Source organism: Ectopseudomonas composti, from assembly GCF_900115475.1.
Classification (GTDB): Bacteria; Pseudomonadota; Gammaproteobacteria; order Pseudomonadales; family Pseudomonadaceae; genus Aquipseudomonas; species Aquipseudomonas composti.
Map to the genome: position 1 here is coordinate 39,691 of NZ_FOWP01000016.1, position 14,676 is coordinate 54,366.

The window sequence follows — 14,676 nt, forward strand, 5'->3', positions numbered from 1 at the left end:
TTGGCTTTGATTTTTCTTGGGCCCAATTGTGTCCTTCTGCTTTCAATTACTGATGCAGGTGTCCAAACTTACGGTCAAGCATTGTTCGTACTAGATAATACTAATATACATCCGCAAAATTCTCTGCGGTCCGCATGAAGTCTGAGGGTTGGCATGTTTTGACTGCCGAGAAAACAAGGGCTGTTTGTTAACTCTGTGGGAACCATATCAGATGGAAGGGGCAAATCTAAACAGAACGAATGAATTTAGTTTGATGCAATAAGGGCGGAGGGTGTCAGACACTCTGGGGGGCTAAAGGTGAGGGATGGGACCCATTAGTCCTTCCCCCCCCCCCACCCCCGTATCATGTGAAATTATTGGTTTGTTGCCGTTAAATTATAATGTGATTTTATAGAATCTAAATCTGTCAGGTTTCAGACGCTCTGATTGGGGTCTAAGCTATTCTCAAGTTGGGTAATGCCGTTGTTGATGTGGTTTTCTATCACCCAGCCATATATGTGGTGAGAGAGCTTCCCGATATTCTGGGTTCGCAATGCATCTAGCTTCGTCCGAACTTCTTTGAGCCAGCCCAGTTCGCTAGCTAGCGATTTGTTGAACTGCGGAATGCTGTATCGTTCTTTAAGGAAGTAGCATGCGGGATACAAGCCGCTTCTATCAATCGAGGTCAATGTTGTTACGAATTCAGTCGGATCAATATATTCCAAAATAGGGATTTCAAAATATCTGCTGTCACCTGTATTTGAGTGGAACAGCTTTTTACTAAATTCTGCTGGGTCAGATTTAAGGATTTCCAAAAGTTCTTTGGCTTGATTCGGTAGGCTTTCAATGTAGACTTCTGACGCACGATCAATAATATAATTTGATAGTTCCTTAAACTCAGGTGTTTCTCGGCCCTGATATCCAAGTCCTCTAGATGATTCGCTTGTAGAGTAGGTGTTATGGCGTTCGTTTGCATCGATTTGATTGGATAGTTTCAGTTCGTCGATATACTTTTTTGCGTCTTCCAGTAATTGCGCTGGGTTGTCAGTGATTATCGATTTTTCCGAAAGATTAAAGAATATCCCATATATGTGTTTGAGTGTGTCTGCGTCTCTTATTGACCTGCGTGATACTTCAATCCTTACGCGCTCTAAAAGCTGCTCGAATTCTTGGTCTTGTAGATTGTTGTAGTGCCATAACTTTACCCAGTCAGGTGTGTTCTTCGATATCAAGTAATGGCTGTTATTAAGTTGTTCTGCAATGTCAGTGGGGTTAATGACGCTATTGTCTAGAATGTCTTCCCATGTTTTGGGCTCTAGCAACAGTGTGTTCACGTCCATGTTTGGATATTTCTGTTTTAGCTTTACTACTAATGGTTCTTCGATGTTGTTTGCTTTTAGCCTTACGAGATAAGTAATATAATCTGCTCGAAAGGAAGTGATGTCTTTGGCTGACATAAGTCCCTGCCGAATTTCGCAAGATAATGCTAGGAAGAACTTTAGTAAGTGCGTGACCAGAGGGGTTGACTTAGCTGCTTCATGTGTTAGATGTTCATGGAGTCGGGAAAAATCCCATAGTGCTTGCCTCAGATGTCTGAGGTTGTTGTATGTGGACTGTGTATAAGTTTCTTTGATTGTTTCTAGGTGTAGGTACGGTTGTGCCTTTGCACCAATTTCGTTAACGAATCCGAGTATTGCGCTGTCAACGTCGGATTGTATTTCAAAGCTTTTTCCAATCAGTTTTTCTTTAATTCTTTTGTATGACGAAGCGCGGGCGTGGTTACCATCTACTTCTAAGAGGATTTCTGTTTCATTTGCAACTAGTATGACCTTGTAGTCTTGGTGCTCGACGAAATGATTAATGTATCCCAGTACTTCATTTATTGGTATTGAGCATCGTTCCAGATCGTCAAATATCAATACGAGGCCAGCTGTGTTGGTCAGGTAGTCTGGAATTTTAATATCGGGTACTGATACGTTTAGTGAACCATCATCTTTGCCGTCTTGATTGAAGTCAATTTTCAAAGTTGCTTTCGCGAGGCCAGTGATAATTTTGCCAGTTAGTGCCATTCCTTTTGAGGATAAAATTGGATGCAGTTGTCGGTAAAATTCTTCTTCGATTGCTGAAAAGCTATTAACCCCGTATAGACTTACATATAGTTCTTTGCCGTCGCGTTCTCGAATTTGCTTTATTGTTTTCTGGATAAACCAAGTTTTACCCGATCCCCACGATCCTTTAAGTAGAACCGCGTATTGTGGGGCTGTCTTTAGAAAGCAATATTCCATTAGGAATTTGCTAATGTGGTCGTTAGGGCTCATAGCTTTGCAGTCCTTGCGAAATGTCTGTTTTTACTGGCTTGTGCGCGTCGAGAGTATGGCGGATCGGGTCCCCGATACAATCTGATGACCCATGTGGGTGTATTCGTTTACAACATGAGCAGGTTGTGCGAGCCAGCTGCGGCCACCAGCAACGCACGCTTGGCGGCCAGTTGGCCCTGTACTTCGGCCAGATCCGGATAGGGCAGGCTCTGCCGGAGCAGGCCCTGGGCCGCGTAAGGTTGCAGAGGGGCACTGCCGTTGAGGTGCGCGGCAATCTGCAGCAGGTGCTCGACGGCAATCACCTTCAATCCCGAAGCCAGGCTGGCTTCCTCGGCGTTGGCGAGGGGCACCAACAAGGTGCGTCCGGCTTCCCGCGCGGCCAGAGCTGCCGGCAGCACGCCTTGCACTGGGCGAACGGCGCCCGATAGCGCCAGCTCGCCGAGGCATTCGTATTCCTCCAGAGCGGGGGCGGGCACCTGACCACTGGCAGCGAGAATGCCGAGGGCGATAGCAAGATCGAAGCGGCCACCATCCTTGGGGAGATCGGCCGGCGCCAGATTCAAGGTGATGCGTTTGCTGGGAAACTCGAAGGCGGCGTTGAGGATGGCGCTGCGCACGCGATCCTTGCTCTCCTTGACTGCTGTTTCCGGCAGTCCGACTAGCGTCAGGGAAGGTAGGCCGTTGGCCAGGTGCGCTTCGACGGTAACCGCCGGTGCTTCGACGCCGACCTGGGCGCGGCTGTGGACGATGGCCAGGGACATGATCACTCCTTGATCAGTGGGGCAGTGCCTGTAGGAGCGGCTTTGGCCGCGAAGCCTGTTCGCGGCCAAAGCCGCTCCTACACCATAACCTTAGTCTGCGCCGGTGAGCTTGGCTTCCAGTTCGGCAACCTTGGCTTCCAGTGCCTCGAGGCGGGCGCGAGTGCGGGCCAGCACCACCATCTGGCTGTCGAATTCTTCACGGCTGACCAGGTCGAGCTTGCTGAAACCGCTCTGTAGCAGGGCCTTGAACTGCGCCTCCAGCTCGGCGCGCGGCAGCGGGCTGTCGCCGCTAAACAAACGCGAGGCATGGCTACTGAGAGTGTCGAGCAAGGCTTTGGGCGGCAGCATGATCAGGTTCCGTAAACAGACGGCCGGCAGTGTAGCACGCAGCTGCCGGCAGGGCGGCTGAGTGGTGGCTGCACGGTTTTTGAGCATTTCAGAACGTATCGATGCACCAATGTTGTGCGACTGGTTCGGCATGAATGATCGATTACCACGCCTGGAAGCTCGTAAGAGCCTGATAGATGGCGCTTTTGCCTGAGCTGGCAAGCTTTCTGCTTAGACCCCTGCGACGCATGCACCGATGCAGTTTCGGTGCGGCAGGCGAAGCGGGGGAGTGTTTCGTCGGGAGCGGTTGGTGGGTATCGGCCACGCCAGGCTGGAGCGGTCGGTGCATTACAAAAGCCAGACACTGCGCTTAGACTTGAGCCGGGTTCGCAATTCCTGGGGCAAGTCCACCTTACACGGGAGAAAGTTTCATGAAGCTAGTCACTGCCATCATCAAGCCGTTCAAGCTGGACGACGTGCGCGAGTCGCTGTCGGAGATCGGCGTGCAGGGCATTACTGTCACCGAGGTCAAGGGCTTCGGCCGCCAGAAAGGCCATACCGAGCTGTATCGCGGTGCCGAGTACGTGGTCGACTTCTTGCCCAAGGTGAAGATCGACGTGGCCATCGCTGACGATCAACTTGATCGTGTGATCGAGGCCATCACCAAGGCTGCCAACACCGGCAAGATCGGAGACGGCAAAATTTTCGTAGTCAACCTGGAACAAGCGATTCGTATCCGTACCGGCGAAACCGATACCGACGCGATCTAAAAAGCCTCCGAACCCCACGCCCCAGGAGTAAACCCATGACTCTGCGAACTTTCGCAGGGCTAGGAGCCCTTTTGTCCTCGAATTCTGGCCATGCGCTGTTTTCGAGGACCAAAGCCGGAGCTGGCGATGCCTTTGCCGCTCTGCTGTGCCAGATCCTCTTAAGGTCTCGCGCTTGGCCTAGTGATGGGAATACCTGGTCGCCTCACGGCGCAGGGGTTCCGGTGATCCAGAACGAGCGTGGCAACGACCTGTAAAGCATGCGGAACGCGTCCGGCGCCAACCTGGACGTTTCAACCGAACAGCGCACAACAAAAGCGCCGGCAAGAGGTGAAAAATGGATAACACAGCATTGACTGCATTGCAGTACGGCTTCGATACCTTCTACTTTCTGATCTGTGGTGCCCTGGTGATGTGGATGGCAGCTGGCTTCGCCATGCTCGAATCCGGCCTGGTGCGTGCCAAGAACACCACCGAGATCCTGACCAAGAACGTGGCGCTCTACGCTGTTGCCAGCGTCATGTACCTGGTGATTGGTTACCACATCATGTACTCCAGCCCGGAAGGCGGCATTCTCCCGAGCCTGGGTTTCCTGATCGGTGACGAAAACAGCGTCGACTCCGTACTTGCCGGTGGCGACGACGCGCCTTACTACTCGGCTCGTTCGGACTTCTTCTTCCAGGTGGTGTTCGCTGCAACCTGTATGTCGATCGTTTCCGGTGCCGTTGCCGAGCGCATGAAGCTGTGGGCTTTCCTGGCTTTCGCCGTGGTCATGACCGGCTTCATCTACCCGGTTCAGGGTTTCTGGAAATGGGGCTCGGGCTTCCTCAACGAAGCAGGCTTCCTCGACTTCGCGGGTTCGGGCGTGGTTCACATGGCCGGTGCCTCCGCTGCTCTGGCTGGTGTACTGCTGCTGGGTGCACGTAAAGGCAAGTACGGCGCCAATGGCCAAGTCAATGCCATTCCGGGTGCCAACCTGCCGATGGCCACTCTCGGTACCTTCATCCTGTGGATGGGCTGGTTCGGCTTCAACGGCGGCTCGCAGCTGAAAATGAGCACCATCGAAGACGCCAATGCCGTCGCCCAGGTGTTCGTCAACACCAACATGGCAGCAGCCGGTGGCCTGATCGTTGCTCTGATCGTCGCTCGCATCCTGTTCGGCAAGGCTGACCTGACCATGGCCCTGAACGGTGCCCTGGCTGGCCTGGTGGCTATCACCGCTGAGCCGCTGACCCCGAGCGCCCTGCAAGCCACTCTGATCGGTGGTGTCGGTGGTGCGCTGGTGGTGTTCGCCATCCTCGCTCTGGACAAGCTGAAGATCGACGATCCGGTCGGTGCCATTTCCGTGCACGGCGTGGTCGGTATCTGGGGTCTGCTGGCTGTCTGCCTGACCAACAGCGATGCTTCGCTGGGTGCGCAACTGCTGGGTATCGGCAGCATCTTCGCCTGGGTATTCATTGCCAGCCTGATCGTCTGGAGCATCATCAAGGCTGTGATCGGTCTGCGCGTCACCGAAGAAGAGGAATACGAGGGTGTGGACATCGCCGAATGCGGCATGGAAGCCTACCCGGAGTTCACCGGCAAGAAGTAAGCGTCGGTGGTAATGACAAGGGCGCCTTTTGGCGCCCTTTGTTTTTTCTGGCAGCACGCTAGAATGCGCGCGCTGAAGCCATCGAGAGTGAGAGCTGTATGTGGCAGCAACGCATCATCAGCCTGCACCCGCGCGAGCGAGGTTTTCATCTGGTGACAGAGGAAGTGCTGGCAGCGTTGCCGGAACTGGCGCAGATGCGTGTCGGTCTGTTGCATCTGTGGTTGCAGCACACCTCTGCATCGCTGACGGTCAATGAGAACGCCGACCCCGCGGTACGCCGCGATTTCGAGCGCTTCTTCAATCGTCTGGTGCCGCAGGGTGAGGCGGACTACGAACACGATGACGAAGGGCCGGATGATTTACCGGCGCACTTCAAGGGCAGTTTGCTGGGCTTTCAGCTACAGCTGCCGATACAGCAGGGACGGCTGGCACTTGGGACCTGGCAGGGGATCTACCTCGGTGAGCATCGTGATCATGGCGGTGTTCGACGAGTAGTGGCTACCTTGCATGGCGAGGCTATTTGAATTTTTTCCGGTCGAGCGGTACACATCGCGCGACTGGGCTATAACTAACCTGCTTTTCGCAAGTCATGAGGTTGAACATGAGCGACGAAGACCTGGAACAAGACGATCTGGAAGGGGCTGAAGAGGACGATGGTGAGGGCCTGGCTGCTGCCGATGACGGCGACAGCGGCGACGACGAAGGCAACGGCGAAGTCGTAGCCAGCGGCAAGAAGAGCAAGGCCAAAGCTGTTGAAGTCGATGAGTTGCCCAGCATCGAAGCCAAGCAGAAGGAGCGGGATGCTCTGGCCAAGGCCATGGAAGAGTTTCTCTCCCAGGGCGGAAAGGTGCAGGAGGTAGAGCCCAACGTGGTCGCCGACCCACCCAAGAAGCCCGACAGCAAATACGGCAGCCGCCCCATCTGAGGACGGCTCGCTGCAAGGAACCCGCCCATGTGGCGGGTTTTTTGTGCCTGCCATCCCGGGTTGCCAGCCTTCGGGCCGTCGCTGCGCGACGTCAGGAATGGCTCCCTCAGTGGCGCGGTGTCGCGTAGGGTGCGCCGTGCGCACCGATCTTGTCGTGTATCAGGCGGTGCGCGCAGCGCACCTTACGGGGTTTAGCGCGTCCAGCTGGAAAGTAGCGCTGGCAACTCGGCCAGGCTGGCGATCTGCGCGTCCGGCGTTGTCTGACCGTCCCAGGTTCGCCCCTGCGGGTTGAACCAGATCGCGCGCATCCCGGCCGCCTGGGCGCCGGCGATGTCGTCACTGGGGTGATCGCCGATGTGCACGGCGCGCTCGGCCGCCACGCCACCGGCGCGGCTGAGTGCTTCACGGAAGGGCTTCGGGTCGGGTTTGCCGATGCCCAGTTCTTCTGCGCACAAGGCGAACTGGAAGTAATCCGACAGGCCCAGGCGACGCACGTCGGCATTGCCGTTGGTGATTACGCCAAGCATGAAGCGCTCGGCCAATGCTTCCAGCGTTGGGTGCACCTCGGTGAACAGTTCGACCTGATGGCGGGAGCTGAGAAATACCTGGAATCCCGCTTCGGCCAGCGTCTGCGCCTCGCTAAGCGGATAACCAGCGTCTTCCAGAGCGTGAAACAGAATACGCCGGCGCAGCTCGCTGAGGCGATGCTTGAGCATCGGCTCGGCTTCCAGCAGCCGGCTGCGCACGGCCCACAGATGCTCGACCGGTACCGCGCCCAGGCGTGGTGCATGCAGGGCCAGCCAGTTGCGCAGGGCAGCCTCGGCGTCCTGCATCACCGGGGTGACGTCCCACAGGGTGTCGTCGAGGTCGAAGGTGATCAGTTCAATGCTCATTCGGAACCGCCTTTGCGCTTGGCGCGTGGATGGGCTTGGTCGTAGACATTGGCCAGGTGCTGGAAATCCAGATGGGTGTAGATCTGCGTGGTGGCGATATCGGCATGACCGAGCAGCTCCTGCACTGCGCGCAGGTCCTGCGAAGACTCCAGCATATGGCTGGCGAAACTGTGGCGCAGCATGTGTGGATGCAGGTGCTGGCCAAGCTCGCGAACGCCGGCCTGGCGTACCCGCAGTTGCACTGCGCGTGGCCCCAGGCGGCGGCCCTGCTGGCTGATGAATACCGCACCATCGCCGGGGTTGGCCAGCTTGCGCAGCGCCAGCCACTGTTCCAGCGCCTGCCGCGCCATGCGTCCGACCGGAAGCTCGCGCACCTTGTTGCCCTTGCCGCGCACACGCACCAGGCCCGCCGGCAGGTCCAGGCCGTCGAGATCCAGGCCAACCAGTTCCGACAGGCGCAACCCGGAGGAATAGAACAGTTCGAGCATGGCCTGATCGCGGCGGGCGATGAAGTCGTCCTCCACCGCGCCGTCGAGCAGTTGTGCGCTGCGGTCGGCGTCCAGGGTACGGGGCAGGCGACGCTCGCGTTTTGGCGGGCTCAGGCCGGTGGCCGGATCGTGGTGGCACAGGCCTTCACGCACCAGATATTGATAGAGGCCGCGGGTGGCCGAGAGCAGGCGCGCCAGACTGCGACTGGACAGGCCCTGCTGGTGCAGGCGGGCGACCAGACGGCGCAGGTTGCGTGTGTCCAGTGCGGCCCAGTCGCTCAGGCCTTCGGCCTCGCAGAATGCTTGCACCTTGCCGAGGTCGCGCCGATAGCCGTCGAGGGTATGCACCGACACCTGGCGTTCGCGGCGCAGGTGTTCGAGGTAGGCATCAAGATGAACTTCAAGTGTCACGTGCTGGCTTCCGAACGGGCCAATGGTGGATGAGCTGTGCGTCATCCACCCTACACGACCTAGCGTACCGAACGTAGCGGCGTAGCGAAGCTGGGCACTACGCGCGCCAGGACTTCTGCGATGTAGCCGAGGAACAGCGTGCCCAGCGAGCTCTTGTAGTGCTGCGGGTCGGCGCTGCCGATGGCCAGTACGCCATGCAGGCCTTGATAGGTGAGGCTGACCACGGCGGCGGAACCGACTTGCGGCGCGTCTTCCTTGCCGAAGAGGAATTCCAGCTCATGTGGGCGCAGCACGCCACAGATGGTCTTGCCGCCGCTGAGCAGGCCACCGACCTGTTGATGCGCTTCGGCCGAGCTCACCGAGCGGCCGACCGGCAGCTTGTTGTCGCTGAACAGGATTAGGCCAACGAAGGGCACCTGAAACTCGTGGCGCAGGCTGTCTTCGACCACGCCGACCACTTCTTCCAGGCTGCCGGCATCGAGCAGGTCGAGTACCAGCCGGCGGGTCTTGTCGAACAGACGGTCGTTGTCGCGCGCCACGTCCATCAACTGGCCGAGGCGGTGACGCATCTCGATGTTGCGCTCACGCAGCAGCTTGACCTGGCGTTCGACCAGCGACACGGCGTTGCCGGGCTGGTGCGGAATGCGCAGTTCGGGGATCAGTTCTTCATGGTCGATGAAGAACTCCGGGTGCAGGCGCAGATAGGCGGCGACCGTTTCCGAATCGAGCGGTTTGGGCGAATCCTGCTGGTCGGTCATAGGCGAACCTGTCCTTCGTATACGCGGGCAGCGGGCCCGGTCATCATAACCGGCTGACCTTCGCCTGCCCATTCGATGGACAGTTTGCCGCCTGGCAGTTCCAGTTGCACGGGCGAATCCATCCAGCCCTGACGAATCGCTGCCACGGCTGCGGCGCAGGCGCCGGTGCCGCAGGCCTGGGTTTCGCCCGCGCCACGTTCCCACACGCGCAGGCGCGCATGCTTGCGGTCGAGGACCTGGAGGAAGCCGACGTTGACCCGTTGTGGGAAGCGCGGGTGATGTTCCAGCTTCGGCCCCAGTTCGTGCACCGGGGCGCTGTCGACATTGTCGACGCGCAGGACCGCATGCGGGTTACCCATCGACAGTGCGGCCAATTCGACGCTTTGGTCGGCGACGTCGACGCGATAAGTCAGCGCGGCCTGTTCGGCCTGGAACGGCACCTGTTCCGGCTGCAGCCGCGGCGCGCCCATGTTGACGCAGACCTGGCCGTCGTTCTGCACGCGCAGCTCGATGATGCCGCTCTTGGTCTCGACGCGAATGACCTTCTTGGTGGTCAGGCGCTTGTCCAGCACGAAGCGGGCGAAGCAGCGCGCGCCGTTGCCGCATTGCTCCACTTCCGAACCGTCGGAGTTGAAGATGCGGTAACGGAAGTCGACGTCCGGGTGGCTCGGCGGCTCGACGATCAGCAACTGGTCGAAGCCGACACCGACGTGGCGGTCGCCCCATTGCTTGGCATGCTTGGGCTGCACGTGGGCGTGCTGACTGATCAGGTCGAGGACCATGAAGTCATTACCCAGGCCGTGCATCTTGGTAAAGCGCAATAGCATGACGTCGCCCTCAGGCCGGCAGCAGGCTTTCGCCGGCATAGAGCTCTTGGACGGTCTCGCGACGACGCACTTCATAAGCCTGCTCGCCGTCTACCAGCACCTCGGCGGCGCGGCCGCGGGTGTTGTAGTTGGAGCTCATCACGAAGCCGTAGGCACCGGCCGAGCGCACGGCCAGCAGATCGCCTTCGGCCAGCACCAACTCACGGTCCTTGGCCAGGAAGTCGCCGGTTTCGCAGATCGGTCCGACCAGGTCGTAGCTGCGCGCTTCGCCGTCACGCGGCTGCACCGGCGACACGTCCATCCAGGCCTGATACAGGGCGGGGCGGATCAGGTCGTTCATCGCCGCATCGACGATCGCGAAATCCCTGTGCTCGGTGTGCTTGAGGTATTCCACCTGAGTCAGCAGCACGCCAGCGTTGGCGACGATAAAGCGGCCCGGCTCGAACACCAGCGACAGGTCGCGGCCCGCCAGGCGTTTGCGCACGGCGGCGATGTAGTCACCGGCCAGCGGCGGCTGCTCGTCACGGTATTGCACGCCGAGGCCGCCACCGAGATCCAGGTGCTTGATGGTGATGCCGCGCGCGGCCAGCTTGTCGACCAGCAGCAGCAGGCGATCCAGCGCATCGAGGAAGGGTTCGAGGGTGGTCAGCTGCGAGCCGATATGGCAATCGACGCCGATCACGTCCAGGTTCGGCAGCTCGGCGGCGCGGGCGTAGACCGCCTCAGCCTGCTCGATGTCGATGCCGAACTTGTTTTCCTTGAGCCCGGTGGAAATGTACGGGTGGGTGCCGGCGTCCACGTCCGGGTTGACCCGCAGCGAGACCGGTGCCTTGACGCCCAGTTCGGCGGCGACCTTCTGCAGACGCTCCAGCTCGACGCTGGACTCGACGTTGAAGCAGTGCACGCCGACTTCCAGCGCACGGCGCATGTCGTCGCGGCTTTTGCCGACGCCAGAGAAGACGATACGGCTCGGCTCGCCACCGGCGGCCAGCACGCGCTCCAGTTCACCGCTGGAGACGATGTCGAAGCCGGCGCCGAGGCGCGCCAGCACATTCAGCACGCCGATATTGGAGTTGGCCTTGACCGCGAAGCAGACCAGGTGTGGCATGCCGGCCAGGGCATCGGCATAGGCGCGGTACTGCCCTTCGATGTGGGCGCGCGAATAGACGTAGGTAGGCGTGCCGAAGCGCTGGGCCAGCGCGGACAAGGCAACGCCTTCCGCGAACAGCTCACCGTCGCGGTAGTTGAAGGCTTCCATGGTGCAGCTCCTGTCAGAGTTCGAAACGGTCTCGGCTGTTGCCGGCGTTGTCGTCGCCCGGCAGGTACAGCGGGCCTTTCTGACCGCAGCCGGCCAGCAGGCAAACGGCGGCGAGGAGCGCGAGGGTCAGTCGCTTCATGGGGCAGTCCTTGAAAATAAGCGTGAATTGCGCCGGAGTATACCGACCCCCTGCCACCTTGCCTATGCGCCAGGCGCCCGCCTGGCGGGGCGCTGGCTCGATTGGCGTGCGCACGCTGGAGGCATTCGTGCTGGCTTGGGTTAGCATGCGGCGAGTAACGAGGAGCCCCGATGGACAATCCCGCGATTCTGGCCGGCTCGGTCTCTGTGGCCTACCTGCAAGGCTTGATCGAACACCTGCAGCGCCAGGGGATCGCCCCCGAGGCGTTGCTCGGCCATGCCCAGCTCAGCTCTGAAGCCCTGAACCAGCGCGATCAGCGCATCGCGGCGAGTGCCTACCTGACGCTGCTGGGCGAAGGTGTACGCCTGACCGGCGATCAGTGCCTGGGGCTGCATCTGGGGGAGTCGGTGCGGCCGGGTTACTACGGCGTGCTCGGTTACCTGATCATGAGCTGCGCGACCCTGGCCGATGCGCTGCACCGCCAGGCACGCTATGCCTCGCTGGTCGGCAATCTGGGGCTGGTCGTGCTCGATGATGAGCCCGCCAGGCCTGACAGCGAAGCACTGGTCGCCCACAGCTGGCAGCCGTTGCTGGCACAGCAGCAGCGGCAACTGAGTGAGGAAACCCTGGCCGGCTGGGTCAGCTTCGGGCGTTGGATCAGCGGCCTGGACATCGCGCCGACCGAGGTGCGCTTCCAGCATCCGGCGCCGGCCGACACCTCCGAGCATGCACGCATCTTTCGCTGCCCGGTGCTGTTCGATCAGCCCGACAATGCCCTGATCTTTCCCAAACGCCTGCTCGCGGTGCCACTCGGACAGGCCGATGCGCAGGTGCGAGGCATGCTCGATGCGTATGCCGATCGCCTGCTAGCCGAACTCAACCAGGGCAACAGCGTGCTCGATCGCGCGCGGCTGGAGCTGGCGCGGCAGTTACCAGAGCAGGGGCCGGACCTGGAGGCCATCGCTGCCGCGCTGGCGCTGAGCCCAAGGACCTTGCAGCGGCGCTTGCGTGAGGGTGGGCTGTCGTTCAGTCAACTGGTCGACGAGACGCGCCAGCAACTGGTGTTGCATTACCTGCGCGACCCGGCGCTGGAGCTGGCTGAAATCGCCTTTCTGGTCGGTTTCAGCGAGTCGGGCTCACTGGCGCGCGCATTTCGTCGCTGGACGGGAACGAGCCCGGGCGAGTACCGTCGCCACCTTTGCGCCTAGGCCGGCTACCCTGGTCGGGCGTTTTCGCCTAATTTTTCTGCAGTCGCTGCATCTAGTGAGGATACCCCCGATGAGCCTGAGCGAAGCCCGCTTCCACGACCTGGTCGATGCCACCCAGCAGGCGGTGGAGGACATCTTCGACGACAGCGGTCTGGACGTCGATCTGGAAAACAGCGCCGGTGTGCTGACGGTGCGTTTCGACAATGGCAGCCAGCTGATCTTCAGCCGCCAGGAGCCGATTCGTCAGCTGTGGCTGGCAGCACGCTCCGGTGGCTTCCATTTCGACTACGACGAGGCCGATGGCCGCTGGATCTGCGACACCAGCGACGAACAGCTGGGCGAGATGCTGGTGCGCATCACCCTCGAGCAGTCGGGCACTGAGCTGGAGTTCGATGAGCTCTGATCCCGCGCCCAAGCCGCTGGAATCGCCGTGTCGGCGTCAATGCTGCCTCGACGAGCATGAGCAATGCCTCGGTTGCGGCCGCACCTTGCAGGAGATCCTCGACTGGGGTGCGGCCGATAATGCGCGGCGCCGCTTGATCTGCCTGGCCGCCGAGCAACGTTTGCGCGAACGCAAGCGGGGGCGCTGACCAGGCAGTCTTGTTTATTTGTCAGGCTGTGTTAGGGTCGATGTGACATTCAGCTGAACCCCGCCTTCGGGCGGGGTTTTGCTTTTTTATGGTTTACGCAAGGAGTCCGCCCGGCATCATGAACAACACACCTACCATCACCATTACTCGCCTCGATCTGCAGCGTCTGGAGCGCCTGCTCGACAGCCTGGACGAGTTCGGCCCTGGCGCCGAGGCGCTGCAGGCCGAGCTGGATCGTGCCGACGTGGTGGGGCACGACGAGGTGCCGGCAGGGGTGGTGACCATGAATTCGCGCGTGCACTGCCGTGAAGAGAGCAGCGGCAAGGACTATCACCTGACCCTGGTCTACCCGCAGGACGCGGGTGGTGAAGGCAAGGTCAGCATCCTTGCGCCAGTCGGCAGCGCATTGCTCGGCCTGTCCGTCGGTCAGCACATCGATTGGCCGGCGCCGGGTGGCAAGCAGCTCAAGCTGACCCTGCTGGCTGTCGAGTATCAGCCGGAAGCCGCGGGCGAATACGACCGCTGATGCCTTTTCCCAGGCTGGGCTAGAGTGAGGTTTCCGCCAATGGCAAGGAGGCCTCGCCATGTCCAGTCTGCCGCTGTATTTCCCACCGTCTTACCAGCTGTCGCGCGCCTTGCTTTGTGCCGAACTGCTGATGGCCGCGTACGACCAGTACGAGCAATGGCTGGCGCAGCAGCGCCCACGTAAGCCCGAACAGTTCCAGTGGAAACAGCCTGAGTTGGAGGGCTGGCAGCTGTCCGCGCCGATCTGGAGCGTGCTCAGCGAGTGGCATGTGTTCAATGAGTCCGAGCCCTTCGGTTTCGCCGCTCGTGATCCGCAGGGCGATTGCTACCTGGTTTTTCGCGGCACCGAGTCGGTGCAGGACTGGCTCGATGACCTCGATCTGGATCAGCGCGGCTACCCCTGGCAGAGCGCGGCCGGCCTGGTGCATGACGGCTTTCTGAAACTCTACACCTCGTTGCGTGACCAGGCCCTGCTGGCACTGGACGGCTTGCAGCCGCAGGCGCGGCTCTGGGCCTGTGGTCATAGCCTGGGCAGCACCCTGAGCACACTGGCGGTGCCGGATATGCTGCAACGCTGGCCTGCATTGCTGCTACAACATTACAACTTTGCCAGCCCGCGTCTGGCTTCTCCGACGTTCGCCAGTTACTACAACGGGCTGGCCGTGCCGACTTACCGGTTGGTCAACGACAGCGATCTGGTGCCCGAGGTGCCGCCGGCGGACAGTGATCGCTGGTTCTATCAGCACCTGGGCTTGCCGGTGACCTTCACCGCCAGCTACGGAGGTGTCGCCGCCAACCACAGCATGGGCGACTGCTACCTCTATGCGTTGAACAATCCGGATGCGCCGATGAAGTGCTAGGTCAGCTCGCTGGTCGGGCGGCTGCAACCCTTCATCGGCGATTGCTGGGTT

General features: G+C 59.9%; 17 protein-coding genes and 1 pseudogene. 9 read left to right on the plus strand and 9 right to left on the minus strand.

Annotated elements, in window-relative coordinates:
- Nucleotides 1–413: 413 nt before the first annotated feature.
- From BM059_RS22265 to BM059_RS22275, 3 genes and pseudogenes are all read right to left on the minus strand, one after another.
- Nucleotides 414–2,297, minus strand: a complete 1,884-nt coding sequence (locus BM059_RS22265) for a P-loop NTPase fold protein (RefSeq protein WP_074941394.1) — start codon at nucleotides 2,295–2,297, stop codon at nucleotides 414–416.
- A gap of 113 nt (nucleotides 2,298–2,410) precedes the next feature.
- A pseudogene (locus tag BM059_RS22270) lies at nucleotides 2,411–3,058 on the minus strand (magnesium chelatase domain-containing protein); the annotation flags it as partial.
- Nucleotides 3,059–3,148: 90 nt separating this feature from the next.
- A complete protein-coding gene (locus BM059_RS22275; RefSeq protein WP_074941451.1) occupies nucleotides 3,149–3,406 on the minus strand; it encodes an accessory factor UbiK family protein in 258 nt (85 codons plus the stop codon).
- A 410-nt stretch (nucleotides 3,407–3,816) separates the two neighbouring features.
- Between BM059_RS22275 and glnK the strand changes: the two genes are divergently transcribed.
- The 4 genes from glnK to sutA all read left to right on the plus strand — a co-directional run bounded on the left by glnK (nucleotide 3,817) and on the right by sutA (nucleotide 6,668).
- Nucleotides 3,817–4,155, plus strand: a complete 339-nt coding sequence (gene glnK, locus BM059_RS22280; RefSeq protein WP_003096476.1) for a P-II family nitrogen regulator — start codon at nucleotides 3,817–3,819, stop codon at nucleotides 4,153–4,155.
- Nucleotides 4,156–4,489: 334 nt separating this feature from the next.
- A complete protein-coding gene (locus tag BM059_RS22290) occupies nucleotides 4,490–5,743 on the plus strand; it encodes an ammonium transporter (protein WP_036999840.1) in 1,254 nt (417 codons plus the stop codon).
- Nucleotides 5,744–5,841: 98 nt separating this feature from the next.
- A complete protein-coding gene (locus tag BM059_RS22295; protein WP_074941396.1) occupies nucleotides 5,842–6,267 on the plus strand; it encodes a secondary thiamine-phosphate synthase enzyme YjbQ in 426 nt (141 codons plus the stop codon).
- Nucleotides 6,268–6,344: 77 nt separating this feature from the next.
- A complete protein-coding gene (gene sutA / locus BM059_RS22300; protein WP_036999838.1) occupies nucleotides 6,345–6,668 on the plus strand; it encodes a transcriptional regulator SutA in 324 nt (107 codons plus the stop codon).
- Nucleotides 6,669–6,859: 191 nt separating this feature from the next.
- Here the strand turns inward: sutA and BM059_RS22305 are convergent, their stop codons facing one another.
- From BM059_RS22305 to lptM, 6 genes are read right to left on the minus strand one after another with little or no spacing between them, the layout of a single operon-like run.
- Entirely contained in the window at nucleotides 6,860–7,561 is a 702-nt protein-coding gene (locus BM059_RS22305) for an HAD family hydrolase (protein ID WP_074941397.1), read from the minus strand.
- A complete protein-coding gene (gene xerC / locus BM059_RS22310) occupies nucleotides 7,558–8,505 on the minus strand; it encodes a tyrosine recombinase XerC (protein ID WP_051563894.1) in 948 nt (315 codons plus the stop codon). Before xerC ends, BM059_RS22305 begins: the two co-directional genes overlap by 4 nt.
- 14 nt (nucleotides 8,506–8,519) lie before the next feature.
- Nucleotides 8,520–9,218 carry a DUF484 family protein gene (locus BM059_RS22315; RefSeq protein WP_074941398.1) on the minus strand — a complete coding sequence of 233 codons (699 nt, stop codon included), beginning with the start codon at nucleotides 9,216–9,218 and terminating at the stop codon, nucleotides 8,520–8,522.
- Nucleotides 9,215–10,045: a diaminopimelate epimerase gene (dapF, locus tag BM059_RS22320; RefSeq protein ID WP_074941452.1), complete on the minus strand. Its 831-nt coding sequence runs from the start codon at nucleotides 10,043–10,045 to the stop codon at nucleotides 9,215–9,217. Before dapF ends, BM059_RS22315 begins: the two co-directional genes overlap by 4 nt.
- A gap of 10 nt (nucleotides 10,046–10,055) precedes the next feature.
- A complete protein-coding gene (lysA, locus tag BM059_RS22325; RefSeq protein ID WP_074941399.1) occupies nucleotides 10,056–11,303 on the minus strand; it encodes a diaminopimelate decarboxylase in 1,248 nt (415 codons plus the stop codon).
- A 13-nt stretch (nucleotides 11,304–11,316) separates the two neighbouring features.
- Nucleotides 11,317–11,442, minus strand: coding sequence for an LPS translocon maturation chaperone LptM (lptM, locus tag BM059_RS22330; RefSeq protein WP_017361215.1), 126 nt, complete (start codon nucleotides 11,440–11,442; stop codon nucleotides 11,317–11,319).
- Between the two features lie 170 nt (nucleotides 11,443–11,612).
- On the opposite strand from lptM, the gene BM059_RS22335 reads away from it, so the two are divergent.
- From BM059_RS22335 to BM059_RS22355, 5 genes are all read left to right on the plus strand, one after another.
- A complete protein-coding gene (locus BM059_RS22335) occupies nucleotides 11,613–12,650 on the plus strand; it encodes an AraC family transcriptional regulator (RefSeq protein WP_074941400.1) in 1,038 nt (345 codons plus the stop codon).
- Nucleotides 12,651–12,720: 70 nt separating this feature from the next.
- On the plus strand, nucleotides 12,721–13,053 hold the full coding sequence (cyaY, locus tag BM059_RS22340; protein WP_036999825.1) for an iron donor protein CyaY: 333 nt from the start codon (nucleotides 12,721–12,723) through the stop codon (nucleotides 13,051–13,053).
- A complete protein-coding gene (locus tag BM059_RS22345) occupies nucleotides 13,043–13,240 on the plus strand; it encodes a DUF1289 domain-containing protein (RefSeq protein WP_036999824.1) in 198 nt (65 codons plus the stop codon). The genes cyaY and BM059_RS22345 overlap by 11 nt, the downstream gene beginning before the upstream one ends.
- A gap of 118 nt (nucleotides 13,241–13,358) precedes the next feature.
- A complete protein-coding gene (gene rnk, locus BM059_RS22350; RefSeq protein ID WP_036999823.1) occupies nucleotides 13,359–13,766 on the plus strand; it encodes a nucleoside diphosphate kinase regulator in 408 nt (135 codons plus the stop codon).
- A gap of 58 nt (nucleotides 13,767–13,824) precedes the next feature.
- A complete protein-coding gene (locus BM059_RS22355; protein WP_074941401.1) occupies nucleotides 13,825–14,625 on the plus strand; it encodes a lipase family protein in 801 nt (266 codons plus the stop codon).
- Nucleotides 14,626–14,676 lie beyond the last annotated feature (51 nt).